Annotated in this window: 18 protein-coding genes, 1 tRNA gene, 2 pseudogenes and 1 CRISPR repeat array; of the genes and pseudogenes, 13 read left to right on the top strand and 8 right to left on the bottom strand. The window is 61.3% G+C overall.

Going from position 1 to position 25,560, the window contains the following annotated elements; translation table 11 throughout:
• Positions 1-40: 40 nt before the first annotated feature.
• Entirely contained in the window at positions 41-757 is a 717-nt protein-coding gene (locus tag NW812_RS08770; RefSeq protein ID WP_414395952.1) for an aldehyde oxygenase (deformylating), read from the bottom strand.
• 203 nt (positions 758-960) lie between these two features.
• Here NW812_RS08770 and NW812_RS08765 point away from each other — a divergent pair, with 203 nt between their 5' ends.
• Positions 961-1,272, top strand: coding sequence for a hypothetical protein (locus NW812_RS08765; RefSeq protein ID WP_414395950.1), 312 nt, complete (start codon positions 961-963; stop codon positions 1,270-1,272).
• Here NW812_RS08765 and NW812_RS08760 read toward each other — a convergent pair.
• Complete coding sequence (locus tag NW812_RS08760) at positions 1,269-1,757, bottom strand: pentapeptide repeat-containing protein (protein ID WP_414395949.1); 489 nt, start codon at positions 1,755-1,757, stop codon at positions 1,269-1,271. The two genes, NW812_RS08765 and NW812_RS08760, sit on opposite strands and share 4 nt — an antisense overlap.
• Positions 1,758-1,877: 120 nt before the next feature.
• On the opposite strand from NW812_RS08760, the gene NW812_RS08755 reads away from it, so the two are divergent.
• On the top strand, positions 1,878-2,186 hold the full coding sequence (locus NW812_RS08755; RefSeq protein ID WP_414395947.1) for a gas vesicle protein GvpV: 309 nt from the start codon (positions 1,878-1,880) through the stop codon (positions 2,184-2,186).
• A gap of 170 nt (positions 2,187-2,356) precedes the next feature.
• Complete coding sequence (gene atpD, locus NW812_RS08750) at positions 2,357-3,784, top strand: F0F1 ATP synthase subunit beta (protein WP_414395945.1); 1,428 nt, start codon at positions 2,357-2,359, stop codon at positions 3,782-3,784.
• A 4-nt stretch (positions 3,785-3,788) separates the two neighbouring features.
• Here the strand turns inward: atpD and rsmI are convergent, their stop codons facing one another.
• Positions 3,789-4,697: a 16S rRNA (cytidine(1402)-2'-O)-methyltransferase gene (rsmI, locus tag NW812_RS08745; protein WP_414395943.1), complete on the bottom strand. Its 909-nt coding sequence runs from the start codon at positions 4,695-4,697 to the stop codon at positions 3,789-3,791.
• Positions 4,698-4,785: 88 nt separating this feature from the next.
• Here rsmI and NW812_RS08740 point away from each other — a divergent pair, with 88 nt between their 5' ends.
• Together NW812_RS08740 and cbiB are read left to right on the top strand one after the other, a co-directional pair.
• Complete coding sequence (locus tag NW812_RS08740) at positions 4,786-5,250, top strand: RrF2 family transcriptional regulator (RefSeq protein ID WP_414395941.1); 465 nt, start codon at positions 4,786-4,788, stop codon at positions 5,248-5,250.
• Between the two features lie 49 nt (positions 5,251-5,299).
• Complete coding sequence (gene cbiB, locus NW812_RS08735; protein ID WP_414396108.1) at positions 5,300-6,226, top strand: adenosylcobinamide-phosphate synthase CbiB; 927 nt, start codon at positions 5,300-5,302, stop codon at positions 6,224-6,226.
• Here cbiB and NW812_RS08730 read toward each other — a convergent pair.
• A pseudogene (locus tag NW812_RS08730) lies at positions 6,201-8,915 on the bottom strand (CBS domain-containing protein); the annotation flags it as partial. The gene cbiB and the pseudogene NW812_RS08730 sit on opposite strands and share 26 nt — an antisense overlap.
• Before the next feature lie 54 nt (positions 8,916-8,969).
• Positions 8,970-9,518 (bottom strand): ribosome recycling factor, encoded by a 549-nt coding sequence (frr, locus tag NW812_RS08725; RefSeq protein WP_414348012.1) that lies wholly within the window; start codon positions 9,516-9,518, stop codon positions 8,970-8,972.
• Between the two features lie 196 nt (positions 9,519-9,714).
• On the opposite strand from frr, the gene NW812_RS08720 reads away from it, so the two are divergent.
• The 7 genes from NW812_RS08720 (at position 9,715) to NW812_RS08690 (ending at position 19,182) form a co-directional block, all read left to right on the top strand.
• Positions 9,715-10,548, top strand: a complete 834-nt coding sequence (locus NW812_RS08720) for a PD-(D/E)XK nuclease family protein (protein ID WP_414348010.1) — start codon at positions 9,715-9,717, stop codon at positions 10,546-10,548.
• Positions 10,549-10,624: 76 nt separating this feature from the next.
• Positions 10,625-11,746 carry an ABC transporter ATP-binding protein gene (locus NW812_RS08715; protein WP_414348007.1) on the top strand — a complete coding sequence of 374 codons (1,122 nt, stop codon included), beginning with the start codon at positions 10,625-10,627 and terminating at the stop codon, positions 11,744-11,746.
• Positions 11,740-12,669 (top strand): ABC transporter permease, encoded by a 930-nt coding sequence (locus NW812_RS08710; RefSeq protein WP_414395939.1) that lies wholly within the window; start codon positions 11,740-11,742, stop codon positions 12,667-12,669. The genes NW812_RS08715 and NW812_RS08710 overlap by 7 nt, the downstream gene beginning before the upstream one ends.
• 99 nt (positions 12,670-12,768) lie before the next feature.
• Positions 12,769-14,316, top strand: a complete 1,548-nt coding sequence (gene crtH / locus NW812_RS08705) for a carotenoid isomerase (protein WP_414396106.1) — start codon at positions 12,769-12,771, stop codon at positions 14,314-14,316.
• Between the two features lie 159 nt (positions 14,317-14,475).
• Positions 14,476-15,297 carry a cobalamin-binding protein gene (locus NW812_RS08700; protein WP_414395937.1) on the top strand — a complete coding sequence of 274 codons (822 nt, stop codon included), beginning with the start codon at positions 14,476-14,478 and terminating at the stop codon, positions 15,295-15,297.
• Between the two features lie 134 nt (positions 15,298-15,431).
• Positions 15,432-16,774: direct repeats of the CRISPR family, unit length 36 nt; unit sequence GTTTCCAATTTCTAGGGATCCCCACAAAGGGGGAAC.
• Positions 16,775-17,084: 310 nt separating this feature from the next.
• Positions 17,085-19,055, top strand: coding sequence for a tetratricopeptide repeat protein (locus tag NW812_RS08695; protein WP_414395935.1), 1,971 nt, complete (start codon positions 17,085-17,087; stop codon positions 19,053-19,055).
• A gap of 43 nt (positions 19,056-19,098) precedes the next feature.
• A tRNA-Leu gene (locus NW812_RS08690) sits at positions 19,099-19,182 on the top strand.
• Here NW812_RS08690 and NW812_RS08685 read toward each other — a convergent pair.
• Complete coding sequence (locus NW812_RS08685; RefSeq protein ID WP_414395933.1) at positions 19,183-21,312, bottom strand: glycosyltransferase 61 family protein; 2,130 nt, start codon at positions 21,310-21,312, stop codon at positions 19,183-19,185. It lies immediately after the preceding tRNA gene.
• Positions 21,313-21,519: 207 nt separating this feature from the next.
• Between NW812_RS08685 and NW812_RS08680 the strand changes: the two genes are divergently transcribed.
• A complete protein-coding gene (locus NW812_RS08680; RefSeq protein WP_414395931.1) occupies positions 21,520-24,219 on the top strand; it encodes a phycobilisome rod-core linker polypeptide in 2,700 nt (899 codons plus the stop codon).
• Positions 24,220-24,243: 24 nt separating this feature from the next.
• Here NW812_RS08680 and ruvB read toward each other — a convergent pair whose 3' ends face one another.
• A complete protein-coding gene (gene ruvB, locus NW812_RS08675) occupies positions 24,244-25,290 on the bottom strand; it encodes a Holliday junction branch migration DNA helicase RuvB (RefSeq protein WP_414395929.1) in 1,047 nt (348 codons plus the stop codon).
• Between the two features lie 153 nt (positions 25,291-25,443).
• Positions 25,444-25,560, bottom strand: a pseudogene (locus NW812_RS08670) (photosystem II q(b) protein); the annotation flags it as partial.

Raw genomic sequence — 25,560 nt, 5'->3', positions numbered from 1 at the left:
GCTGCAGCTCAGCCAGGAATCCCCAACAAGCGGGAGGAGGTTAGGCAGCCCGCAGCCCCTGGGCTGACAAGCGCATCACCTCGCGCGTGTTAAAGCCAATGTTGGCCAGCGCTTCGCCATAGGCAATGAGGAAGTCTTCCACAATGGCCTCGCGATCCATGTAGATAGCTTCTATGTCTTCATTCACCTGCTGCAGCATCTTCCAGACCAGGGGCAGGTTTTGGGCGTTGGCCGTTTCAATTTGGGTTTTGACCTCGGCAAAGTGCTCGCCCAGCCAGCGCTCCCCAAAGTTGAGGTGGAGATACTCGTCCTGAACTACCCCTTCGGTAATCTTGCGGGCAAACTCATCGGCAACCGGGATGTAGATGTTGTAGGCGGCAATGGCAAAGCACTCGATGATTAGCGACTGAATGACCAAGCAAGTCACCAGGTCTGCAGCTACTGCCGCTTTTTGGAAATTGTCCCGCAAGGGGGCAAAGAAGGCACGGGCAAACTCCCTGTCCGGTTCTACCTTCAGGTTCTTGCCGCAGGCTTGGAAGCCCTTCATGTGGCGCAGTTCCATCTTGGCCAGCTTGCGCAGCTCCTCTGCTGCTGCCGGCAACATTTCGGCCAAGCGGAGGTAATTGTCGTGGGCTTCCTGTTCACCTTCAATGACAATGCCGTTGATGCGAGAGTAGGCCTGCCGATACGCGGGGCTGCTGTAGTCTAGGGTCGTGTCGCTGGCATTGGCTGGGAGGGAAACGTTTGCTGGGGCCATACTCGTGCATCTCCTTGCTGGGCTGTCGAGCGCCGGGATCCCTTTGCTAGCTGTGCAATAATCCTAGCGCTTGCTGGTCTAGGGTTACTCTACTCAGGATAGCCCTAGCTGGAACAGGATGGGTCGCATCCCTTTCGTTGGGAGAGACAAGCCTGCTAGGGTGGGTACTTAGGCAGCAGGGGAGGGGAGAGGGAGCCAAGAGGATGTCTGCCCTTGGGGATGGCCTAGAGCGGCTGCGCCAGCTGCTGGTGGAGCTGGAGGAACAGTCCCTGGATCAGCCCATTGACAGCGCTGAGGAGGTGTTGCAGGCTATCGAGCTGGCAACGGCTTTTGAACTGTTCGAGGTAGAAAGCCGTCGCTTGTTGCTCCAGACTGCGGCCAATCTTTGGGAGCGGGTGCGCCAGCACAATTTGGCAGCCCAGGAAATTGAGGTAGTGGCGGAGAAGTTGCGGGCAGTGGGCTACACGGACGCTGAGATCGAGGAGATTTTGGAGTTGGAGCCGCAGGAGGACTAGGCAAAAACCATGCCCAGTTCCTCAGTAGCTACTTCCAGTTGGGTGGCGGCGTCGTAGCAGGCTCCGCGCAGGTTGGCCAGTTTGAGTTTGCAGCCGCTGAGCTTGGCCCCTTTGAGGTTGGCATCGCTGAGGTTGGCCCCCGCTAGATCGGCCTGGCTGAGGTCGGCGCCACTGAGGTCGGCTTGGCTGAGGTTAGCGCCGCGCAAGTTGGCTTTTTGAAGTTGGGCTCCCGGCAACTTGGCTTTCTCCAGGTTGGCTAGGCGCAGGTTGGATCCCTGGAGGTCAGCTTGGCTGAGATCGGCGCCGCTGAGGTAGGCCCGCTCCAGGTTAGCACCAGCTAGCTTGGCCTGCTGGAGGAGGGCTCCCCCCAGATCAATCCCGGCTAGATCCGCGCCAGCCAAGTCAGCTCCTGGCAGTTGGCTGTTGCTGAAATCGCGCTCGCCCTTGCCGTAGCGCTGCAGCAGTTCTGTTGCACTCTCAACCATTGCCCTTCCTCCACTAGACAAGTCGGATCCTACTGGGGGAGACAGTTGCTGCCAAGAACACAGCTTCTCCTTCTTTTCAAAACCGCGCTAGGATAAGCACATGCCCTCGAGACCTCTTAGATGAGCTTGCCCCGCCTGCCCCGCTCCCGACCTCGGCCCAAGTTGCGCTCGATCCCTCGCCGCAAAGCTGAATCTGCCCTCTATGCCGAGATGCAGCAGCTCTCAGCGGAAAAGCAGCGGCTTAATCAGGAACTGGAGTTTCTCCAGGAACGGCAAGAGCAAATTCAGGCACGGCTTCAGGAAATTGAACAAGCGCTGCAGCATTTTCAGCAGGCAGCAGAGGCTTTTCGAAATCCCGTTTCTTCCCCAAAGCCCAGCCCTTTCGGCTTTTCTCCCTCGCGCTTTCTATCCATGACCTTTGAGTACTGAGCCAGTTTGCCAGCGGGTGGGCAAGAGCCGCGGGGCCAAACTTTGGTTATAGAGTGGTAGGCTGATCCTAGCAGTGAAACCAAGTCCTACAACAAAGCCGCCCCTGGCTTTCCCTACCGGGATCCGCTGACGTTTTGACACCTGAGCAAACAAGGAGCTAAACCTCAACCATGGTTACTGCCACTGCAGCTAACGTTGGCTACATTACCCAAGTCATTGGACCAGTTGTCGATGTCGAGTTTCCCAGCGGCAAACTCCCTCAAATCTACAATGCCCTCAAGGTGGAGGCCACAACCGAAAGTGGCTTGAAGGTCAAAGTTACCTGCGAAGTCCAGCAGCTTTTGGGGGATAACCGCGTGCGGGCCGTGGCCATGTCCTCCACCGATGGGCTGGTGCGGGGTATGCCGGTGGTGGATACAGGCGCCCCAATTACCGTGCCAGTGGGCGAGGCCACCCTGGGCCGCATCTTCAACGTGCTGGGAGAGCCGGTGGATCAGAAGGGGCCGGTACAAGCTAAGGAGTTCGCCCCCATCCACCGCAGTGCCCCGCCCCTGGTGGAGCTGACGGTCAAGCCGGAGCCCTTTGAAACTGGCATTAAGGTAATCGACCTGCTGGCTCCCTTCAAAAAGGGCGGCAAGGTGGGTCTGTTTGGGGGTGCCGGCGTAGGCAAGACGGTGCTGATCCAGGAGCTCATCCACAACATTGCCGAGGAGCACTCCGGCCTGTCGGTGTTTGCTGGGGTGGGAGAGCGCACCCGCGAGGGGAACGACCTCTACAACGAAATGAAGGAGTCTGGGGTGCTGAGTAAGGTGGCGCTGGTCTACGGCCAGATGAACGAGCCGCCAGGTGCCCGCATGCGGGTAGGCCTCACCGCCCTGACGATGGCCGAGTACTTCCGCGACGTCAACAAGCAAGACGTCCTGTTGTTTATCGACAACATCTTCCGCTTTGTGCAGGCCGGCTCGGAAGTGTCGGCGCTCCTAGGCCGCATGCCCTCGGCGGTGGGCTACCAGCCCACCTTGGCCACGGAAATGGGCAACCTGCAGGAGCGGATTACTTCCACCAAGCAGGGATCCATCACTTCCGTGCAGGCAGTGTATGTACCTGCCGACGACCTGACCGATCCGGCACCGGCGACGACGTTTGCCCACCTGGATTCGACCGTGGTGCTGTCGCGCAGCTTGGCGGCCAAGGGCATCTACCCAGCAGTGGATCCCCTGGAGTCTTCGTCCACCATCCTGCAGGCAGACATTGTGGGGGAAGAGCACTACAACACCGCCCGGGCCGTGAAGCAGACGCTGCAGCGCTACAAGGAGCTGCAAGACATCATCGCCATTTTGGGCCTGGACGAGCTCTCTGAAGAAGACAAGCTGGTGGTGGCCCGTGCCCGCCGCATCGAGCGCTTCCTGTCGCAGCCCTTCTTCGTGGCGGAAGTGTTCACCGGCTCGCCTGGCAAGTACGTGAAGTTGGAGGATACCATCAAGGGCTTCCAGCGCATCCTCTCGGGAGAGCTGGACCATCTGCCGGAGCAGGCCTTCTACCTGGTGGGCACCATCGAGGAGGCCATCGAGAAGGCCGAGAAGCTCAAGTCCAGGTAGTCCCCTACCCCAGGGATTCCGCCTCGTCGTCAGGATCCCCGCTGGGAAGGGGCTCCAACTGCAAGGAGAGCTGGTAAAGGCGGCGCCGCGTCCAGAGGGGGGATCCCTGCAGACGCTGGGCCAGTTGCCGGCTGGCAGCGGAGCGGGACAGGCCCTTAGCCAGCAGGCGAGCCAGCTCCTGGCGCACTTCTGCTTCGGAAGGGGAGAGCTCCTCGGCTTTTTCTGAGCAAGGCCGTCCCTCCAAAACCAGGGTAAATTCTCCCCGCGGCGGCTGGGCTAGGCAGTGCTCCAGAGCAGCGGCCAGGGATCCCCGCCAAAAGGACTCGTGCCATTTGGTGAGCTCGCGGGCCAGCACGATCTGCCGCTGAGGGCCGCAGTGCACGAGGAGATCCTGCAAAGTCCGCTGCAGGCGGTGGGGGGCTTCGTAGAGGACGATGGTGCGCTCTTCCTGGGCCAGTTGCTGCAGGCGTGCTTGGCGCTGACGGGGCTTGAGGGGCAAAAAGCCCTCGAAGACAAATCGGTCGGTGGGCAAGCCCGAAGCTGTCAACGCAGCCACCGCCGCCACAGGGCCAGGTACCGGGATCACCGGTATCCCAGCTTGGATACAGGCGCGCACCAGCTCCTGGCCTGGATCGGAAAGAGCAGGTGTGCCGGCATCGCTGATGAGGGCCACTGACTGCCCTGCTGCCAGGTACTTGAGGATTTGCGGGATCCGCCGGCTTGCATTGTGCTCGTGGTAGCTCATGAGGCGAGCGGAGATTTGAAAGTGGCTAAGCAGCTGGCCGGAGTGGCGGGTGTCTTCCGCCGCCACCCAGTCCACCTCCTGCAAAACTCGCAGGGCCCGCAGGGTGATATCTTCGCGGTTGCCAATGGGAGTGGCCACTAAGTAAAGGACGGCGCCAGGGCGCTCCATGGCCAAGCCTTAAGGCTAAGGGGATCCTGAGATCTCCAGGCTAGCTGCCTGTGACAGGATCGAGGGGAAAAGGGAGAAGAGACTGCCGGTGCGCCTGACGACGCGAGCCACCTACAGCATCAAGGCTTTGCTGGATCTGGCGATGCTTAGCAAGGGCCAGAGGGCGTCGGTGCGGGCGATTGCCGAGCGACAGCAGATCCCGGCCCCCTACTTGGAAAAGCTGCTGATAGAGCTACGCCAAGCTGGCTTGGTCTGCTCCCAGCGAGGGGCGCAGGGGGGCTATCGGCTGGCACGGCCGCCGCGGCGAATCCCCATTAGCGCCATTTTGGCGGCGGTGGGGGAGTCCTTGGATCTCCGCACCAACAGCTCGGAGGGGGCAAGAGCTCCTCAAGAAAGCGCCGGCGCGGGAGCGGACTGGGTAACGGCGGCCCTCTGGGCACGGATTGCCCAGCGAGTGCGGCAGGTGTTGGAGGAAACGACTCTGGAAGATTTGTATTTTGACGCCCGCAGTTGGCAGGCAGCCCAAAGCCAGGAGGGAAAGTTTGTGGTCTGAAGCTTGGCTGTTTTTCCCCGCTCAGCCAACGGCCCCGCTGGTGCTGGCGATGGCTTTGGCCCTGGACTACCTGCTGGCAGATCCCTGGGGGTGGCCTCACCCAGTGCGGGTCATGGGGGCGGTGATTGCCTGGGGCCAAGGCTATATCCTCCAGCACTGCCTAACTCCCTCAGCCCAGCGCTGGGGCGGGGCAATGCTCACCTTGGCGTTGGTGGCGGGCTCCTACGCGGCGGGCTGGAGTCTGATTGCCATCGCCCAGGCTCTTCACCCCTGGGCAGGGATCCTGATGCAGAGCATACTGATGGCCAGTTGCCTAGGGGGGCGCAGCCTGCGCTTTGCCGCCTTGGAAGTGTTGGATTCTCTGGAAAAGGGGGATCTGCCCCAAGCCCGCCAACGCCTTAGCCGCTACGTAGGCCGGGATACGGAGCACCTGACGGAGCCAGAGATTTTGCGGGCGGTGATCGAGACCGTGGCAGAGAATACCCCTGACGGGGCAACGGCCCCTTTGTTCTACGCCTTTCTGGGGGGAGCGCCGCTAGCTTTGGCCTACAAGGCCAGCAGCACGCTGGACTCCATGGTGGGCTATCGCCATGCCCCCTTTACCTACCTGGGCACAGTGCCAGCCCGCTGCGAGGACGTCCTGACCTGGCTACCCTGCCGGCTGACGGTACTGACGCTGGCGCTGCTCGGCGGGGATCCCTGGGAGTTTTGGCAGCGCTGTCGCCGCGACGGTCAGGCAGACCCCAGCCCCAATTCGGGCTGGAGCGAGGCGGCCTTTGCCTGGCGGCTGCAGATTCAGTTGGGAGGCACCAACTTCTACCGCGGCGTCCCCAAGGTTAAGCCGAAGTTGGGGATCCCGGCTCGCCCCTTGAGCCCCCAGGTGGTGCGGGAAAGTTTGCAGTTGCTGCGACAGGTTTTGGGAGTGTGGAGCGGTCTAGGGGTGGGGCTGGCCCTTCTCTGGAGGCTTTGGGATTGAGAGGGTAGTGTTCCCGTAGCCAGGCTTCTGCCTCAGCGCGGGTGGAGAGCTTGCCATTGAGGGTAAGGTAGCGCAGGCCATCCAGAATCTCCTGAAACAGAGGGCCTGGCCTATAGCCCAGGCGACGCAGATCGTGGCCGTTGAGAGGCGGCTTTACCCAGTGCCACTCCTGCAGGTAGCGCCAGATCAGCCGCCGCGCTGGCTTGTTGGCAAGCCCAGCCAACAGGATTAGCGCCGGGATGCGCAGCTTCTGCAGTAGCTGCACCACCTGAGCCGGGGAGAGGGATCCGCTCTCCAGTTGCGCCAGCAGGGCTTGGTAGGAGGGGAAATGGCGGAGGCGTTCGATGCCTGCCTGGGTGAGGTGGAGCTGGCTGGCCACCTGGGGCGCCTGGGGCAGCGCCAGAAGCAGGGCTTCCAGGCGCAGTTGCCAGATCTCCTGGGATCCCAGCTCAGGGTAGCGGCGGCGGAAGTGAGACGCCCAGCGGCCCACCCGCTGTAGCCGCCGGTACAGGGAGGGCTCCCAGGTTAAATTGGGATGAATGCAGCGTAGGGCTCCCCACGTCGAGAGCCGCTCAAAGGCCAAGGGCCAGTCGCGGGAGCGGAGGATGTAGGCCAGCTCCTGCTTGAGGCGCTCCCCGCCGACAGCGTCGTGAAGGCCGCTAGCTACCGCGGCGCGGATCCACTCTTCCGTCGCCGGGTCTAGCCTAAAGCCCAGGTGCACGGCAAAGCGCACTGCCCGGTAGATGCGGGTGGGATCCTCGATGAAGCTGTTGGGGTGCAAGGCGCGGATGATCCCCTTTTGCAAATCGGCTTGCCCCCCGAAAAAATCCAGCAACTGACCCCGCTGGGGGCCGTTGAGGCGCAGGGCCAAAGCATTGATGGAAAAGTCTCGTCGGTAGAGATCCTGGTGGATGGATCCCATGGCCACCTCAGGGGGCGAAGCGGGGTAGGGGTAAAACTCCGTGCGGGCGCTGGCAATATCCACACAGAAGCCCCCTGGCCAGATCAGGGCGGCGGTTTGGAACTTGCCGTGGATCTCCAAGCGTGCCTCCGGGAAGTGCTGCTTGAGGGCTTTCCCCAGGATCAACCCCCAGCCTGGCGGATCCGTCCCGGGGGAGGTTGAGGGGTAAGGCCCATCCACCACCAAGTCCAGGTCCAGCCGTTCCAGGCAAGAGGGAGGCTGCCGACCCCACTGGTGCAGCAGCAGATCCCGCACCGCTCCCCCCACCAGATACAGCCGCAGACCCTTTTCGTCGGCAAGGCGGGCCGCCACCTCCAGCAAGCGGCGGTGCTGCGGCGACAGGGCCGGAAAGGAGAGATCCAGGGGGCAGGAAAGCTCAGGAGCGGCCAACCGGGGCGAGAGAGCCGGCAGCTCGTGCAGGTGCCGCAACACGTCGGTGCGGGTAACGATGCCCACCAACTGGCCATCCTGGAGCACGGGCAGACGGCCAATGTCCCACTGCACCATCAGCCGCTGGATCTCCGCCAGCGGAGTATCGGGGGAGAGGGTCTTGACCTCCGTGGTCATGTAGCCCTTAACGGGGGCATGGCCAAAGCCGTGGTGCAGGGCAATGTCAATGTCCCGCCGCGAGATCACCCCCACCAGGCAGCCCTGGGCATCCACCACCACCAGGCCGGAGTGGCCATAGCGCAGCAGCACCCGCTGGGCCTCTTGGATGGTCACCTCCGGTCGGATGGTGCGCACCGGCGAGGACATCAGATCCTTAGCGGTCACCGGCGGCGGGATCCGCTCCTTAACCGCCTGCCTGAGGTCGGCCAGCACCTGGGCTGGATCGGGCAAGGGCCGGCCCGGGGAAGCTTTCAGCGTGGCTGCCGCCGCGCAGTCGTGGCCGCCGCCGCCGTAGCGGGCCATCACCTGGCCCAGTTGGGCAAACTCCTGCCGCGCCCGCCCAATGAGGCTGAGCCGCTCCCCCTGCCGCGCCACCAAGAGCAGCACGTCCACCCCCGTCAGCTCCATCAGCCGCATCACCAGGCCGGCCAGGCCAGGCACAAACTCCGGCAGATCCAGCAGCCATGTTCCCAAGCGGTACTCCCCCACCGTCTCTACCTGGATCTGGGCAAGCCCCTGGCCAAGCAGCTCCTGCATCGGCGGGGTGAGGCCGTCCCCCAAAAAGCGCCGCAACAGCACCAGGTTCACCCCCTGCTGCAACAGCCAGGTGAGGGCAGCACCGTCGCGGGCAGTGGTCTCCGGGAACGTCAGAGATCCCGTGTCCATGTGAATGCCCAAGGCCAGGGCCAGCCGCTCAAATGGACTGAGGCGGATCCCGGCCGCCTGCAGCCGCTCCACGAGGAGGGTACAGGTGGAGCCCACGGCTTCAATGTGAGCGCTGACCTGCTGCTGCGGCCATACCTCCTCCAGCGAGGTGGCAGGCAGGTGGTGGTCGAAAATCTCAATCTTCGCCCCAGGAACGCTCAGCCAGGCCGCAGCCTTACCGAGGCGATCCGGATCGTAACAATCCACCAAGATCCAGCGCTGAACCTGTCGGGGATCCACCGAGCGCAGCTCAATGAGGGGGAACTCGTCCCGGTAGAGGGCCAAGAACTCCTGCACTCCCGGCAGGGATCCACCAGCTAGGGCAATGCGGGCGCCTGGATACAGCCGTGCTGCGCCTACCGCCGCTCCCAAGGTGTCGAAGTCCGCCGACTGGTGACACAGGATGAGATCCATGCTGGCAGCAGCGCCTTGCTGGCCTAGGCCCAAAAAAGTAATGGAAAGGGGCGTTTAGATTGTGGTCAGCTCCTTTTCTTTTTCCGCCAGCAGCTCATCAATCTTTTTGATGTAGCGGTCGGTCAACTTTTGGATCTCTTCTTGCCGACTCTTGGACTCGTCTTCGGAGATCTCGCCGTTTTTCTCCTGCTTGCGCACGGCGTCAATGGCGTCGCGGCGGATGTTGCGAATGGAAACCCGCCCCTCCTCTGCCAGCTTGGCCACCTGTTTGGTTAGCTCTTTGCGCCGCTCTTCCGTCAGGGGGGGGAGGGTGAGGCGGATGACCTTGCCGTCGTTGCTGGGCGTCAGGCCCAGGTCGGAGGCGAGGATGGCCCGCTCAATTGCTGCCAGGGTCGAGGGATCAAAAGGCTGGATCAGGAGAGTGCTGGCATCTGGAGTGGTAATGCTGGCTAGCGCCTTCAGGGGAGTGGGAACGCCGTAGTACTCCACCTGAACCCGATCCAGTAGGCTGGCGTTGGCTCGCCCCGTGCGCACCGTGCTAAAGGAACGCTGGGTGGCCTGCACCGCTTTGCTCATTAACTCCTCGATCTCAGCTAGCTCCACGGCGTTTTCCTCGCTTAAGTAAGACAGTTTGCAGACGCTCGGCCACTAGCGGCAAAAAACCAAGACCTCTAGCGTGAGCCTGAGTTTAATTTTATCGCTTTGTCTAGCCCCCCTTGGGGATCCAGAGGCCACTCTTTTCCTGGCAGCCGACCCCCTAGCAGTCCAATAGAATGGCCATAATGCTTCTCCTTGAGCCATGTTCGCTGCTCCTTCCCCGCTGAGGTGGAGTCTTGACGAGGTCAACCTCTCGGCCTCGGCCCTGTCGCTATTCGACTACTGCCCCCGCTTGTTCTGCTACGTGTACCTGGAGCGACTGATTTGGCCTGCCGCCGATGCCTTTGAGCACGAAGTGGAGCAGCAGCGGGGACGGCAGTTTCACCGCCTGGTGGAGTGGTCTAGCCGCGGGCAGCAGGTGGAGCCGCGCCTGTCGGCCCTAGACGAAACAGTACGCCAGTGGTGGCAGGTGTTCTTGGCCAGTCCCCATGCCCAACCGCAGGGGCGGGTGTTGACGGAATTGCCCCTCTGGCAGCGGATTGAGGGGTTTAACCTCACTGCCCGCTTAGATCGGCTGGTGATTGCCCCGGGATCCCTGCACATTGTCGATTGGAAGACGGAGCGGCAGCGCCCGCCCGACGAACAGTTGGCCCAGGACTGGCAGGTGCGCCTCTACCCGCTGCTCGTGTGTGGGTTGGCCCACCAACTGCCCCTGGAAGGCCCTTTTGAGCCGGAGCAGGTGCAACTGACCCTTTGGTATGTGCAACACCCTCAGCGGCCTTTTCAGTGGCGCTACAGCGCTGCTGCCTACCAGCGGGATCTGGCCCACCTCAAAGCTACCCTGAACCGCCTGCGGCAACTGGAGGCCCAGGACTTCCCTCCCCTACCCTATGGCGAGCGCTGTGCTGCTTGCCTGTTTTGCGCCCGCTGCCACGGGCTGATGGGGCAAGGGATCCCCGACCAAAATCTCACGGATTGGGTCTGGGCAGCCCAGGAGCCCTCAGGGGAAGAAACACCAGAGGCAGAATGGCGGTAGGGTGCCGGCCTCCCCATCCCCCTGGCGCCGCCAACTTGCATACTGGGTTAAGAATCGAGCAGGGCTGTTAACCGCAATGGCCGGTGTCGTTGCTGACCTCTCCCAGGCTGGTCCATGGAGTGTCGAACTCAGGGGAATCCGCAAGCGCTTTGGCGATGTTGTGGCCCTCGATGGCATCGACTTGCAGATTCGGCGGGGGGAGTTTTTTGGCCTTTTGGGCCCTTCCGGCTGCGGCAAGACCACCCTGCTGCGCATCATCGCTGGCCTGGAGGTTGCCGATGGCGGAGAGGTGGTGATCCGGGGGCAGCCGGTGGGCCATCTGCCTGCCCACAAGCGCAACGTCAACACCGTGTTCCAGAGCTATGCCCTCTTTCCCTTTATGACCGTGGAAGAGAACGTCGCCTTTGGCCTGCGCATGCGGGGAGTGCGAGGGGAAGCGCTGCGCAAGCGGGTGGCCGCCGCTTTGGAGTTGGTAGAGATTGGGGATCTGGCTAAGCGCAAGCCCCAGGAGCTCTCCGGCGGGCAGCAGCAGCGGGTGGCCCTAGCCCGCGCCCTGGTCAACGAGCCAGAGGTGCTGCTATTAGACGAGCCGCTCTCGGCTTTGGATGCCAAATTGCGCAAGCAGCTGCAGGTGCAGTTGTGCGAGTTGCAGCGCCGCTTGGGCATGACGTTCATTTTCGTGACCCACGACCAAGAGGAAGCCTTGGTGACCAGCGACCGAGTGGCGGTGATGCGGGCTGGGCGCATTGAGCAAGTGGGCCCCATTGACGAGGTGTATGAGCGCCCGGCAACGGCCTTTGTGGCGGACTTTTTGGGGGCCAGCAACCTCATCGAAGGGATCGCCTGCGGCACCGACTGCGTCGAGACGCCCCTGGGCAAGCTCAAGGTGCCTGGGATCCAACCCACCCTGGAGCCAGTGCAGTTGGCCATTCGGCCGGAAAAGATTCGGCTTTCTCGGAGCGGCTGGGATCTGCTGCCCAACCAAGTGCCCGTGCGGGTGGAAAACCTCATCTACACGGGGGCAGAAAACCAGTACCTCCTGCGCACAGCTAGCGGCCAGCAGCTCAAGGCCCTCACCCTCAACGCCGACATCGAAGACCAGGATTTTGCCATCGGGGAGGCCCTAGTGGCCCATCTTCCTCCTAAAAACTTGGTGCGCCTGCGGCCGGATCCCCGGCGGGAGGGTCCCCCATGCTGAAGCGCTTGGAGAAGCCTGCCCAAGTGCGCGCCGGGGAATTGCTCACGCCCTGGCAGGAGCTGCTGCACAGCCTGATCTTTGCCGGGCCGGGGGTGCTGTGGGTGGTCACGTTTTTGGTGCTGCCGGGGCTGCTGCTCTTGGCCTGTAGCTTTCTCAGCCGCGGCGAGTTTGGCCAGGTGGGCCTGCCCTTGACGCTGGCCAACTACCTGCGCGCTCTTGGCTACGGTCCCCTAGGGTGGACGCCCATCTACTGGCAGATCCTGGGCCGCAGCCTGCTGGTGGCGGCAGTTACCACCTTCTTCTGTGTGCTCCTGGCCTATCCCCTGGCCTTTTTTATCGCCGCCCACCCGCCCCGACAGCGGGATCTGTTGCTGACGCTGGTGGTGGTGCCCTTCTGGACCAACTTGGTGATCCGCACCTACGCCTGGATGGTGGTGTTGGCCCCGGAGGGGTGGCCAGCGCGGCTAGCGGCCTGGCTGGGCTGGATTCCGCCCCAGACGGCTCTCTACCCCAGTTGGCTGGCGGTGTATCTGGGCATGATCTACACGTTCTTGCCCTACATGGTCTTGCCTCTCTACACAGCCGTGGAGCGCATCGACTGGCGCCTGGCCGAGGCAGCACGGGATCTCTACGCCAACGGCTGGCAGGTTTTCCTATGGGTGCTCTTTCCCCAGACGCTGCCGGGGCTGGCAGCGGGGCTGATTTTGGTTGGGATCCCGGCCCTGGGCATGTTCGTGGTGCCCGACTTGCTGGGGGGCAGCAAGACGCTCTTGATTGGCAATGTCATTCAGATGCAGTTTGGCGCGAGCCTGGACTACCCCTTTGGAGCGGCCCTTAGCTTTCTGGTTACTGGCCTGAGCCTGGGGCTAGTCTACGCCTACAGCCGCTACGTCGGCAGCCGCGGCCTGGAAGATCTGATCTAAGTCGCTGCAAACGGCTGGGATTGGATGGCGGATGCTGCCTGAAGCTTTGGTAGGTTGAGGATACTGGCGTTGCGCTAGAGGGATCCCTTGACCCAGACGCTGTTTTCTCGACCTCAAGCTGCGGCACCTCCCGCTTCCCCCCCTTCTGTTTGGGATGTCATTGTCATTGGCGCTGGGATTGGTGGCCTGGTGGCAGCTACCCAGTTGGCGGCCAAGGGCTACCGGGTGTTGGTTTTGGAAAAATACCTCATCCCCGGTGGCAGCGCTGGCTACTTCGAGCGCCCAGATCCCAACGGCAACGGGATCTATCGCTTTGATGTCGGGGCTTCCATGATCTTTGGCCTGGGCACTCAAGGCACCACCAACCTGCTCACCCGTGCCCTGGCTGCTGTGGGCCAAACTCTGGAGTCCATCCCCGACCCCGTGCAGATTGCCTACCACCTGCCCCAGGGGCTCAGCCCGCGCGTACACCGGAACTACGAGGAGTTTTTGCAGGAGCTAGCTAGCTATTTCCCTCAGGAAGCGGGCAGCATCCGCCGTTTCTACGACAGCTTCTGGCCTATCTTCAACAGCCTTAACGCCCTGGAGCTCCTCTCTTTGGAGGAGTGGAGCTATCTCTGGCGCTCTTTTGTCGGCCACCCGCGCGCCTGCCTGACTTTGGCCCGCTACTTGCCGGTGAATGTGGGCCAGGTGGCGCGGCGCTACCTCCGCCATCCGGCGCTGCTGCGCTTTGTGGATATGGAGTGCTACTGCTGGTCGGTGGTGCCGGCGGAGCGCACGCCCATGATCAACGCTGGCATGGTGTTCTGCGACCGCCACTACGGTGGCGTCAACTACCCCAAGGGAGGGGTGGGGCAGATTGCTCAAAAGCTGGCCCAGGGGCTAGAGACCTGCGGGGGGCAAATCCGCTACCGAGCGTCGGTGCGGCGGATTTTGGCAGAACGGGGCCGGGCCGTGGGCGTCGAGCTCTCCACGGGGGAAAAGCTCTTTGCGCGCAAGATCATCTCCAATGCCACCCGCTGGGATACCTTTGGCCGCCTCTGGCCAGGACCCTTTCCGGCAGCGGAGCGGCGCTGGCAAAGCCGTTATCAACAGTCCCCCAGTTTCTTGAGCCTGCACTTGGGGGTGCGGGCCGAGGCCCTGGCCGGTGAGCGCTACTGCCACCACATTCTTCTCGAAGACTGGCAAGCCATGGAGGCGGAGCAGGGCACGATCTTCGTCTCCATCCCCACCCTTTTGGATCCGGAGCTGGCCCCACCAGGCCGCCACATTGTCCACGCCTTTACCCCCAGTTGGATGCAGACTTGGCAGGGCTTGAGCCCAGAGCAGTACCGGCAGCAAAAACAAGCGGCAGCCCAGCGCCTTATCCGCCGCCTGGAGGCCCTCTGGCCAGAGCTGGGATCCCACATTGAACTTCAGGAAGTGGGCACGCCCCGCACCCACCGCCGCTTCTTAGGCCGCGTTAATGGTACCTACGGCCCTATCCCTCGCGGCACTCCCTGCGGCCTCTTGGGTATGCCCTTCAACCGCACGGCCATCCCCAACCTCTACTGCGTGGGGGATAGCACCTTCCCCGGCCAGGGACTCAACGCTGTCGCTTTCTCTGGGTTTGCCTGCGCCCACCGGGTAGCGGCGGACTTCTCCTAAAGCTGTCTCCAATTTCTAGGAACCCCCCGCAGTCGTCTTGCATTGAACCCCTTCCCACTGCAAGAGCTCTTGCATGAGCGTCGGGGTGAGGCATCGAAGCGGGCAGCCTAGAGCGCCCATTTGGCAAACCAGTTCGTAGACTCGCTCGAAGAAATCCCGATGATTGGCAGACATGTTCCGCGACCGCGATTGCCAGAGCGCATCGTGTGCTTGACGGAGGAGACGGCAGAGACGCTCTACGCCTTGGGGGCTGGGGATCTCGTCGTCGGCATTTCTGGATTTACGGTGCGTCCGCCGGAGGCGCGGAAGAAGCCGAAGGTGTCCACCCTCTTGGATGCCAACATCGAACGGATTTTGGCGCTGCAGCCCGATGTTGTGCTTGCATGGTCGGATCTGCAGGCAAACATTTGCGCTGAGCTCATTCGCCAGGGGGTGGAGGTTGTCTGCTTCAACCAGCGCACGGTTAAGGGGATCCTCTCCATGATCCTGCGCCTTGGGGCACTGGTAGGGCGAGCTGCTCAGGCACGGGCATATGTGCGCTCCTTGCGGGAGGGATTGCACCGAGCTATGCAGCGTGGACAGCAACGGCGCCGCCGTCCACGGGTCTACTTCGAGGAGTGGGATAACCCCTTGATTACAGGCATCGGCTGGATCAGCGAACTCATTCGTTTGTGTGGAGCTGAAGACATCTTTTCCGAATTCAGTGCCTATCCCGATGCACGGCGCCGGATTATAGCTGAACCGGCAGAGGTCGTGCGGCGCGCTCCAGACATCATCCTGGTGTCCTGGTGTGGCAAGAGGTTCAAGCCTGAGCGGCTTCACAGCCGCCCTGGGTGGGAGACTATCCCGGCGGTCTGGAGCGGACACGTCTACGAGCTGCCGTCAGAGGTGATTCTGCAGCCCGGTCCGGCTGCCTTGACCGATGGGGTGCAGTTGCTGCTGCAGATCTTTGACCGCTGGGAGGCCCAATCCTCCGCCTAAGCTTTGATGCTGCTTTCGATAGGGTTGTGGGCCTGGACGGCGTCATACTTGAGCCCGAAGTCTTCTAGCGCGTACAGCACTGCCCGATTGTGGCTGCTGCACAGGCGCGTGAAGTTTGGGAGCACCTGGCGGTTGTTTCCAATTTCTAGGGATCCCCACGAAGGGGGAACTTTCATGCTGGGCTTTGCCCAGTGATGTGTTGTTTCGGAGGTCGTTTCCAATTTCTAGGGATCCCCACAAAGGGGGAACCTATCGGTAATGTACCGAGCGGGGCAGTACCAGCCCGAGGTGATGTTTCCAATTTCTAGGGATCCCCACAAAGGGGAAACTTCATCCATGCAACGCTTGAAGAGTTGGTCAAATACGTTTCCAATTTCTAGGGATCCCCACAAAGGGGGAACCTACAAGCTGCACGCGAATGGCTGCGGTTGGAGGCTCTGCGGGTTTCCAATTTCTAGGGATCCCCACAAAGGGGGAACTCGTTAGCGGCTAAGCTTGGTATAGTCCACGGGTTGGTTACCAAGTTTCCAATTTCTAGGGATCCCCACAAAGGGGGAACACTGAAGTTGTCTCCCGATCAGCTACACCAACTGAATCAAGTTTCCAATTTCTAGGGATCCCCACAAAGGGGGAACACATTAAAATGTTGGGACCGTGGAGTACCCATAACGGCAACGTTTCCAATTTCTAGGGATCCCCACAAAGGGGGAACAGTTTGTCATTCTGGTAGATGAATACGACGAATAGTCGATAACCTGTTTCCAATTTCTAGGGATCCCCACAAAGGGGGAACTAGATGAGGAAATGCCACTGTAACTCCGAAGGGTAGTCGTGTTTCCAATTTCTAGGGATCCCCACAAAGGGGGAACTTGACCATTCTCACCCAGATCCGCGATCTACTACGGTTTCCAATTTCTAGGGATCCCCACAAAGGGGGAACTCAAGTAGCCGCAAGCATCGGTAGGTTGGTGAAACCCTATTTCCAATTTCTAGGGATCCCCACAAAGGGGGAACTGCTGGCTGCAATATTTGATAACTATCCCCCGTCTGACCTCTCATAGTTTCCAATTTCTAGGGATCCCCACAAAGGGGGAACACTTGGCTGACCGCGGAGCGGCGCCGGCAACGCCATCTCGATGTTTCCAATTTCTAGGGATCCCCACAAAGGGGGAACTCCCCATCGTCAACTGCCCACCCGAGTTGGAGGGGGCAGAAGTCGAGTTTCCAATTTCTAGGGATCCCCACAAAGGGGGAACTTGCAGAAGTCATTAGCGAGCTGGACTTCACAGGTGCGGAGTTTCCAATTTCTAGGGATCCCCCCGAAGGGGGAACAACTTTGGTACGTCTGGGTTTACCTGGCTATGGCAGTTTCCAATTTCTAGGGATCCCCCCGAAGGGGGAACTGGAATACGAAGACGCCAACCTTCAAGTCGGCGGCGTAGTTTCCAATTTCTAGGGATCCCCCCGAAGGGGGAACTCTACCCCTATTAAACCCAAGCGGGGCAAGGAATGCAAGACCTATTTGCGAGGGGGTCGGTCGAAGAGGGCAAAAAAAGGCCTTGCAGAGGGGGGGTGAGAGGCCTGAAAGCCTTGTGGCGCAAGGCATCGAGCGGGTCAACGAAAAAATCGGCTTTTGCGGGTTTTGGCGAGGCGCTCGCAGAAGCGTTGATACCGTTTTTATGTGCTTTTGGCAACATGAGACCTAGGGAGAGGAAGGCGGCGAGGGGGGTTCTAATCGGAGCTGGAGGGCCTATAGTGAGGAAAACTCTCCAGCTTCCCTTGTTTCAATGTCGGATCTCGCCCCCAAGGATAAGCTGCTGGCCGGGATCCAGGCCCAGCAGGCTGGCGACTTGCGAACAGCGGAAGCCATTTACTCCCAAATTCTGGCGGAGTTTCCCGATCAACCCGATGCCCTGCACCTGCTGGGGACGGTGGCCCAGGCCAAGGGGGAGGGGGAATGGGCGGCTGCTTTGATTGCCGAGGCCATTGAGCTCAATCCCCGCGTAGCCCTTTATCATCACAACCTGGGCGTTGTCTATGAGTCTTTGGGGCAACTGGAGAAGGCTCTATCTTGCTATCGGCAGAGCCTGAGCCTCAACCCCAAGGCTTACCTTTCTGCCTTTCAAGCGGGCAAGATTCTTGTTAACCTAGGCCGCCACGAAGAGGCAATCTCCTTGCTGGGATCGTTGTTAGAAAATCCAGATCCACTAGCAGGGATCCCTTGGGCTGAGGTGCATTTTTATCTGGGGATAGCCCATCGCGAGCAAGGGGAACACAGCGCGGCTCTGGATCACCTGGAAAAGGCATGGACTTTGGATCCTAACTTGGTGCAAGCCCGCTGGCTTTACCACCTCTATCTGCCGGCTATCTATCAGGATGAACAGGAGCTGCACCGCTTTCGCTTGCGCTTTGTAGAGCACCTGGATCGCCTCATTCAGGAGACGCCCCTAGACACCCCAGAGCAGCGGCGGCTTGCATTTTTAGGCTCAAGCTGGGGAACGCCTCACCTTCTGCAGTACCAGGGCTACGACGACTTGGAGCTGCAGAAGAAATACGCTCAGTTGGTGCAGCGCATTGTGAAAGCCTGCTACCCCGATTGGGAGTATCTTCCCCGGCAAGCCCGGCCAGGGGATCCCATTCGCGTTGGGTTTGTCTCGGCCTCCATGCGCGCTTGCTCCTACAGCCGCCTTTCTTTGGGGTGGGTGAAGTACTTAAAGGCCAGCTCCAAGCAGCCTTTCCAGGTCTTTGCCTACCACTTGGATCCCAGAGTTGATTTCCTGACGGAGCAATACCGTCAGTATGCCGATGTCTTCCGCCACATTCCCACCGGCTTTGAAGAGGCTGCCCGCCAAATTTTGCAGGATCAGCTGGATGTTTTGGTGTACCTGGAAATTGGCCTTTCTCCTCTTATGTTGCAGCTGGCGTCCCTGCGGCTAGCCCCCGTCCAATGCTCCACCTGGGCTCATCCCGTTACTTCGGGACTGTCGACCATTGACTACTTTCTCTCCAGCGACCTCATGGAGCCTGAAGATGGGCAGGCCCACTACAGCGAAACCTTGGTTCGACTGCCCCGCCTGGGTACCTGTTTTGAAAAGCCCGTTTTGCCTCCCCAGAGACGTTACCGCGAGGACTTTGGTCTGCCTCAAGAGGCCGTTGTCTATCTCACCTGCCAGTATTTGGGCAAGTACCTGCCGCAATACGACTACCTTTTTCCAGCTATTGCTCGGCAAGTGCCCAGGGCCCAATTTGTCTTCTTGGCCTTGCCCAATGCCGCCATTGGTCAGCGCTTCTGGCAGCGGCTTGCCTCCATCTTTTCCAGCTATGGTCTTGCGGTGGAAGACCACTGTCGAATCCTGCCCGCCTTGGACCACCAAGACTACCTGGATCTCAATCGCTGCGCTGACGTCATGCTGGACTCCTACGGCTGGTCGGGCGGGATCACCACCCTGGAAGCCATTGCTGCCGGCTTGCCGGTGGTCACCTGCCCTGGCCGGTTCCTGCGGGGCCGCCACACCTACGCCATCCTCAAAAGAATGGGCCTTGAGCTTTTAATTGCCCCAGACCTCCAGCGCTACGAAGAGCTGGCCGTACAACTGGGAACGGATCCCCAATTTCGGCAGCAAATCGCTCAGCAAATCCAAGAGCGGCGCGACTTGCTTTTTGAGGATCAAGACTGCGTGGCGGCCTTAGCTCATTTCCTGCGCCAGGCTGTCTGCCAGAAGCTGGCATGCCATACTCTCCCTATAGAAGCCTCCTAGTCCCCCACAGCAAACCCTTTGGTAGAGTAGTACGGCTACTCCAGGGATCGTGGCGGAATGGTAGACGCTACGGACTTAAAATCCGTTGTTCCTCAAGAACGTGAGGGTTCGAGTCCCTCCGATCCCATTACTGCAGCCCTGTTTGCTCTAGCAAGGCAAGTAGAGCCGGAACCGGCACCCAGGCATCCTCCCGATCCAGCTCTGGACTAGCCAGCAGGGCCACCAGGGCGGGGTCGCAGGTTGGGGCCACTAGGGGAAAGTAGTTTAGCCCCACCACCTGGGCAAGGCTCCAGAAGTAGGGGAGCACGGCATTGCTAGGGAAGATCTCGATGGCAACCGTGCCAGGCTGACAAAAGGCAAGGTTGGTCAGGCCCGCCCCGTGGATCCCCATGACTGCCTCTGCTTTTTGCATCAAGGCTATCTGTTCGGCTAGGGAAAGGACTTCCAGTTGCACAGGCACAAAGCCCCAGGGGCGCAAGGCCTCCAGCACCTCCGCCTCGTTGATGACCCGTCGCCAGCGTGCAGCACGACGGCTAATGTAAACCCGCCTCGGCAACAAGGGATCCGCCGCCTGCCCCAGAGGAACCAGTTGCTGCAGCACCTTCCAGCCCCTGGGGGTTAGACACCCCACCGGCCCAGCCAGCGAGGGCACAATGAGGTTCTGCGCTTGCAGATGGGAGCCCCCCACCTGCTCGAAGCTTAGAAGGCGTTCTGCGGGGATCCCCAGGGCAGCTAAGCTCTGCACTTGGAAGGGCTTGCCCTGGTAGCCGTGGAGCAAGATGGGAAGGTCTTTTTCGAGGAAGCCGGCGCGGCGTAGGAGCTCGAGGGCGGGCAGGATGTCCACCATCCAATGGAAGTAGTTGACTGCCCCCAGGGGCAAGAGGGCAGCAGAGCCCTCCAGCGGAATTGGCGGCGGCAGGTGAGGCAAGTCCCAAATGGGGTGGTGTTCCAGGTGCTCCGACTTCCAGTCCCAGTCGAGAAACTCCGGCGGTGGCAAGCCGGGGGAGACATCGGCCAGCAACTCCCTCCTACGCGTAAGCACGGCGCTGGCAAAGCTGGCGTAGAGGTGGCGGGGATAGTGGCCCACGTGCACGGATCCCTGCGGGATCTGGGCCACAAAGGTCTCGGCCAAGGGGATCCGCTGTGAGCGCAGCTTTTGCCCAAGGGCAGGGTCAGCCGTCGGCGGGGCTTGCAGGTAGAGAACCCCTTCTGGATCCAACACCTGGTAGCTGCCCTCGCCCGTGGCCTGGTGCCACTGCCGGGTGGTGAGGTAGCCCTGGCTGGGCACGGGCAGGGAGTCGCCGGCCCTAGGCGATGGGCTCTGGCAGGCCGGGGAAGGGGGAGCTGCCTCTGCGGGGATCCAGCGCTGCCGCCAGAGGCGATACCGCTCTTGCCAAAACTTGCCCGGGGATCCCTGGAGGGCTTGCTCCAGCTCCAGCCGCAGGGAGCTGTCTCTGCCGCTGCCTTCACACCAAGCCTGCAGCCACTGCCGCTCGGCAGCCAGCGCCTGCTGGAACTTCTCCCAAGCTGCCTGGGGGTCGTCCCGCCGCACCTGGGCCTCCGCCCAGTAGCTGTAGAGCTCCGCTGTCTGGGTGCCCCGCGCCGCTGCCTCCTGAAAGCAGACCACCGCCTGCTCCAGCTCCCCCAGATCCAGCCAAGCTAGGCCCATTTGCACCCAGGGATCCCCCCAGTCTGGCCTTAGCCTCGCTGCCTCCTGGAGAGGGGAGAGCGCCTCCCGCAGCCGGCCCAACTTGAGCAGGGCCAGGCCCCAGCGCCAAAAGCTTTCCGTGGCTGTTGGATCCCGGCGGCAAGCCTGCTCAAACCACTCTGCTGCTTCTAGCCACAGCCGACGGCGCTCCTGGACTCGGCCAAGGCGATGGGCGGCCAGCGCCTGCACAGGTTCTAGGTCGGCGGGAAGGGAGCCCTCCACCAGTTGCCGATACAAGGCTGCCGCCTGCGGCCAGTGGCCTCTTTCCCACAGCCCCTCCGCCAGCTCCTGCAGCCCTTTTGCCCAGCAGCGGCTAGCTTCTGGCTCGCTCAGGCCTTTTCCCATTAGCAGCGCCACCCCTTCCTGCCAGGTAAGCTGGGCTTCCAGCTCTCGCCCCAGGAGCAGGTAGGCGGCTCCCAGCCACCAGCACAGCAGGGGATGCTGGGATCCCTGCTCCAACTGCTGCAACAGCTCTTGGGCAACCGATTCATATGCTCCCTGCTCCCAATGGCTCTGGAGAGGGTCTTGGGCAAGAGGGGTAGAGGCCATGGCTTTTGCTGAGAAGGGAGCTGAGCAGGAGTGTTACAAACTGCAACAACCTCCCCACTCCGGGCGCATCCCCCTAGTATTCTAGGCTTGGCTTCTCCCTCAGGGGTCCGGCGTCCCTACTTCCTCGACGGCAAGAGGGGGGTGGAGCAGGGCTCGTGGTTTTGGTTGGAAACTTTTCGGTAATCGATAAGCGGAGTTTAAGAATCGATGGGTATCAACGCATCCGGCGGCGCCGTCCTCTCCAGTCCGCGTCTTTACCAAACTCTGCCCCTATCGACCATCTCCCAGGCGGAACAGCAGGATCGCTACCTGTCGCGCACTGAGCTGGATCGCCTCGAGGACTTTTTCTCCACTGGCCTAAAACGGCTGGAGATTGCCGAGGTTCTTGCGGCCAATTCTGAAATCATTGTCAGTCGGGCCGCCAACCGCATCTTCACCGGCGGCTCCCCCATGGCCTATCTGGAGCGGCCAGAAGCCACGCAGGATGAGAAAGAGGCCTTCAAGCTGGGCACGGCCTTCTACGTGGAATCCACGGGGGGCTTTATCGAGGCCATCCGCGACCTCTTCAGCGCCAGTGGCGTCGAGATCCCGCCCAACTTCCGCCCCATCAGTATCGCCCGCTACGGGGCTGCCAACATGCGCAAGTCGCTGCGGGATCTAAGCTGGTTCTTGCGCTACGTCACCTACGCCCTTGTGGCCGGGGATCCCAATATCCTTGTGGTTAACACCCGTGGCCTGCGGGAGATTATCGAAAATGCCTGCTCCGCCGAAGCCACCATCGTTGCCCTCCAGGAGATGAAGCGGGCCTCGGCCAGCTACTTCCGCAGAGATGCTGAGGCGGTGGCCATCATCAACCAGTATTTTGACGTCTTGTTGAGCGAGTTCATTGCCCCTGCCCCCTCCGACAAGCTGCGGCAGCGCAATGCTAGCACCGCCGACGGCCTGCCTCTGCAGGGACTCCAACTGCCTCAGGTCTACAGCTTGGCGGCAGAAAAAGTGCCCGTCTTTGCCATGAAGCCGGGGCTCTCCAACGCCGAGAAGGAGGAAGTGATCAAGGCTGCCTACCGGCAGGTGTTTGAGCGGGATATCCGCCGCGCCTATGGACTCAAGCTGGCCGACCTGGAGTCCAAGGTAAAAAACGGCGAGATCTCCATGAGGGAGTTCATCCGCCGCCTAGGCAAATCAGACCTCTACCGCAAACAGTTCTACGAGCCCTACATCAACAGCCGTGTGGTGGAGCTGGCCTTCCGCCACTTCCTGGGGCGGGCCCCAGAGACCCGCGAGGAGGTGCAGACCTACTTTGCCATCGTCTCCAGCAAGGGCTTGGCAGGTTTGGTGGACGCCCTGGTCGACAGCCGCGAGTACAGCGACTACTTTGGCGAGGAGACGGTGCCCTACCTGCGCAAGCTGGGGGTGGAAGCCCAGACCAGCGCCAACTGGGGGCCCAAGTTCGACCTTTACAACTACGCGGCTCCTCGCCGCAAGGTGCCACAATTTATCACCCTCTTCGCCCGCTACAACCGTCCCCTGCCGGATCAGCACCCCTATGGTGTCGGCAACGACCCCCTGGAGATCCAGTTTGGCGCCATCTTCCCCAAAGAGAGCCGCTCCCTCAACGCCAGCCCGGCCCCCTTCAACAAGGATGTCAAGCGCATCCTCATCCGGCGCGGCTTTGCTCTTACCAACGCTCGCACCAACCCCAAGGCGGTCGGGGATCCCGGCAGCCTTGGCCCCAAAGTCTTCAAGCTTACCCAGACCCCTGGGGATCGCAGCCGGCGGCTAGGGGTACGGGCTGGGATTGTTGGCAGCGAAGTCTCGACGCAAGCGGTCATCCGCGCCTGCTACCAGCAGGTGTATGGCTATGTGCCCTACGCCGGCCAACGGCTAACCCGCTGGGAAATCAAGCTGGAATCCGGAGAAATCAGCGTCAGAGAGTTTGTCCGCCAGTTGGCCAAGTCGGATCTCTTCCGCAACAAATACTGGTCTAGCCTCTACGTCTGCAAAGCCATCGAGTTCATCCACCGCAAGCTGCTGGGCCGGCCCACCTACGGGCGGCAGGAGATGAACCGCCTGTTCGACATTGCCTCCAAGCAGGGCTTCTACGCCGTGGTAGACGCCATCCTCGACAGTGAGGAGTACCAGCAGGTCTTTGGGGAAGATATCGTGCCCTACGAGCGCTACCTCACCCCTGCTGGCCTAGCGCAGCGGCGGATGCGCCCTGGATCCAGCGACATGGCCGTGGTTACCCGGCCCATCCGCACCGACGACGATATCCCCCTCTTCGTCAAGCTGGGCCAGCCTCAGGACAAGCCCTCCGGCGAGCTGGAAATCCAGCGGCGCGTCCAGCAAGGGGTGCCTAGGATTCGTCAGGAGATCCCTGTCTTCAAGCTCACCAGCTTGGCCAACAAAGCCGAGGTCAACAACCTCATCCGCGCTGCTTACCGGCAGATCTTCGAGCGCGACATGGACATCTACAACATCAGCGCCGAGCTTAGCTCTGCCGAGTCTAAGCTGCGCAATGGCGAGATCACCGTCAAGGAGTTTATCGAGGCGCTGGGGTGCTCCGAACTGTACCGCGCTGAGTTCTATGCCCCCTACCCCAACACCAAGGTCATCGAGCTGGGCACCAAGCACTTCCTAGGCCGCGCACCCCTAAACCAGCAGGAGATCCGCAAATACAACCAGATCTTGGCTACCCAGGGGTTAAAGGCCTTCGTGCGCGCCCTGCTCAACACCCAGGAGTACCGGGATCTCTTTGGCGAGGACACGGTGCCCTACCGCCGCTTCCCCACCCTGCCGGCAGCCAACTTTCCCAACACCCAAGAGCTGTATGGCCGCCTCACCAAGCAAAACAAAGAGTTGGTGGTACCTAGTTTTAGGCCGGTGGGGAAAAACGATCGCAGCTAGCTCCTTTTTGCTCTTGGGAGAGGGCTAGGCGGCGTAGCCCAAGTGTCGCAGTGCTGCAGGGGTAACTACCCGCCCGCGGGGTGTGCGCTGCAGATAGCCAATCTGCAGGAGATAGGGCTCGTACACCTCCTCGATGGTCTGGGGATCCTCGCCGGTTATGGCCGCCATTGTCTCCAGGCCCACCGGCCCTCCCCCAAACTGCTCCACCAGTAGGGTTAGCAACTTGCGATCCGTCCAGTCCAAACCCATGGGATCCACCTGGAACAACTCCAAAGCAGCAATGGCAACCTCGCGGCTGATGTGGCCATTGCCCCGCACCTGGGCATAATCGCGCACTCGCTTGAGAAGGCGGTTGGCTATGCGAGGCGTGCCTCGAGAGCGGCGAGCGATCTCCTCGGCTCCCTCCCGATCAATGGAGGTGTTCAAGAGGCGGGCGCTGCGCAACACAATTTCCGCCAGCTCGTGAGGCTCGTAGAAGCGCAGCCGCTGCACCTGACCAAAGCGATCCCGCAGCGGCGAGGTTAGAGCGCCAATGCGGGTAGTGGCTCCGATGAGAGTAAAGCGCTCCAGGGGTATGGAGGTAATGCGGGCAGAGCGGCCTTTGCCAATGGTGATATCGAGGCGAAAATCTTCCATTGCCGGATAGAGCAATTCCTCCGTAACCTTAGGCAGGCGGTGGATCTCGTCGATAAACAGCACGTCGCCCCGCTTGAGACGCACCAAGTAGCCAGCAATGTCGCGGGGGCTCTCCAGCGCTGGAGCCGTGGTCATGTAGAAGCGGGATCCCATCTCCGCTGCCAGCACTGCCGCCACGGTGGTTTTGCCCAGGCCAGGGGGCCCGTAGAACAAGAGGTGATCCAGAGGCTCCCCGCGGGCGCGGGCGGCTGCAATGGCAATCGAGAGCACTTCCTTGAGCTCCGTCTGGCCGATGTACTCAGCTAGGGTGCGCGGGCGCAAGGAGTCTTCCTGGGCTTCGCCAGCCTGAGCCTGGGGCTGCAGCAGCCCCCTTCCTGCTTCGCTTGCGTCAAGAGGCGACTCTGGGCTTCGTTCTCGAGAAGAAATAATTGCCATCTGTTACCTGCAGATACAACGGCCCAACTTTAACTTTAAAAGGCCAAAGGGGAAAACGTCGCGGTCTTTCTAGCCGCCAGGAGAATTGCGGCAACCAAAAAAACCCCTGGCGCTGGGGCCAGGGGAAGTAGAGTCAGGAAACCTGGGGAAGCACTAGCCCCGCACAGCCGGTGCTACCTCCACCGCCGCCAAGTCCAGCGGGAAGTTGTGCGCATTCCGCTCGTGCATCACTTCCATCCCCAGGTTGGCACGGTTGAGCACGTCCGCCCA

It is taken from the genome of Synechococcus sp. O70.2, from assembly GCF_047462135.1.
Taxonomy (GTDB): Bacteria; Cyanobacteriota; Cyanobacteriia; order Thermostichales; family Thermostichaceae; genus Thermostichus.
The sequence above is the reverse complement of the archived record's forward strand: the minus strand, read 5'-3'. Positions and strand labels throughout refer to the sequence as shown.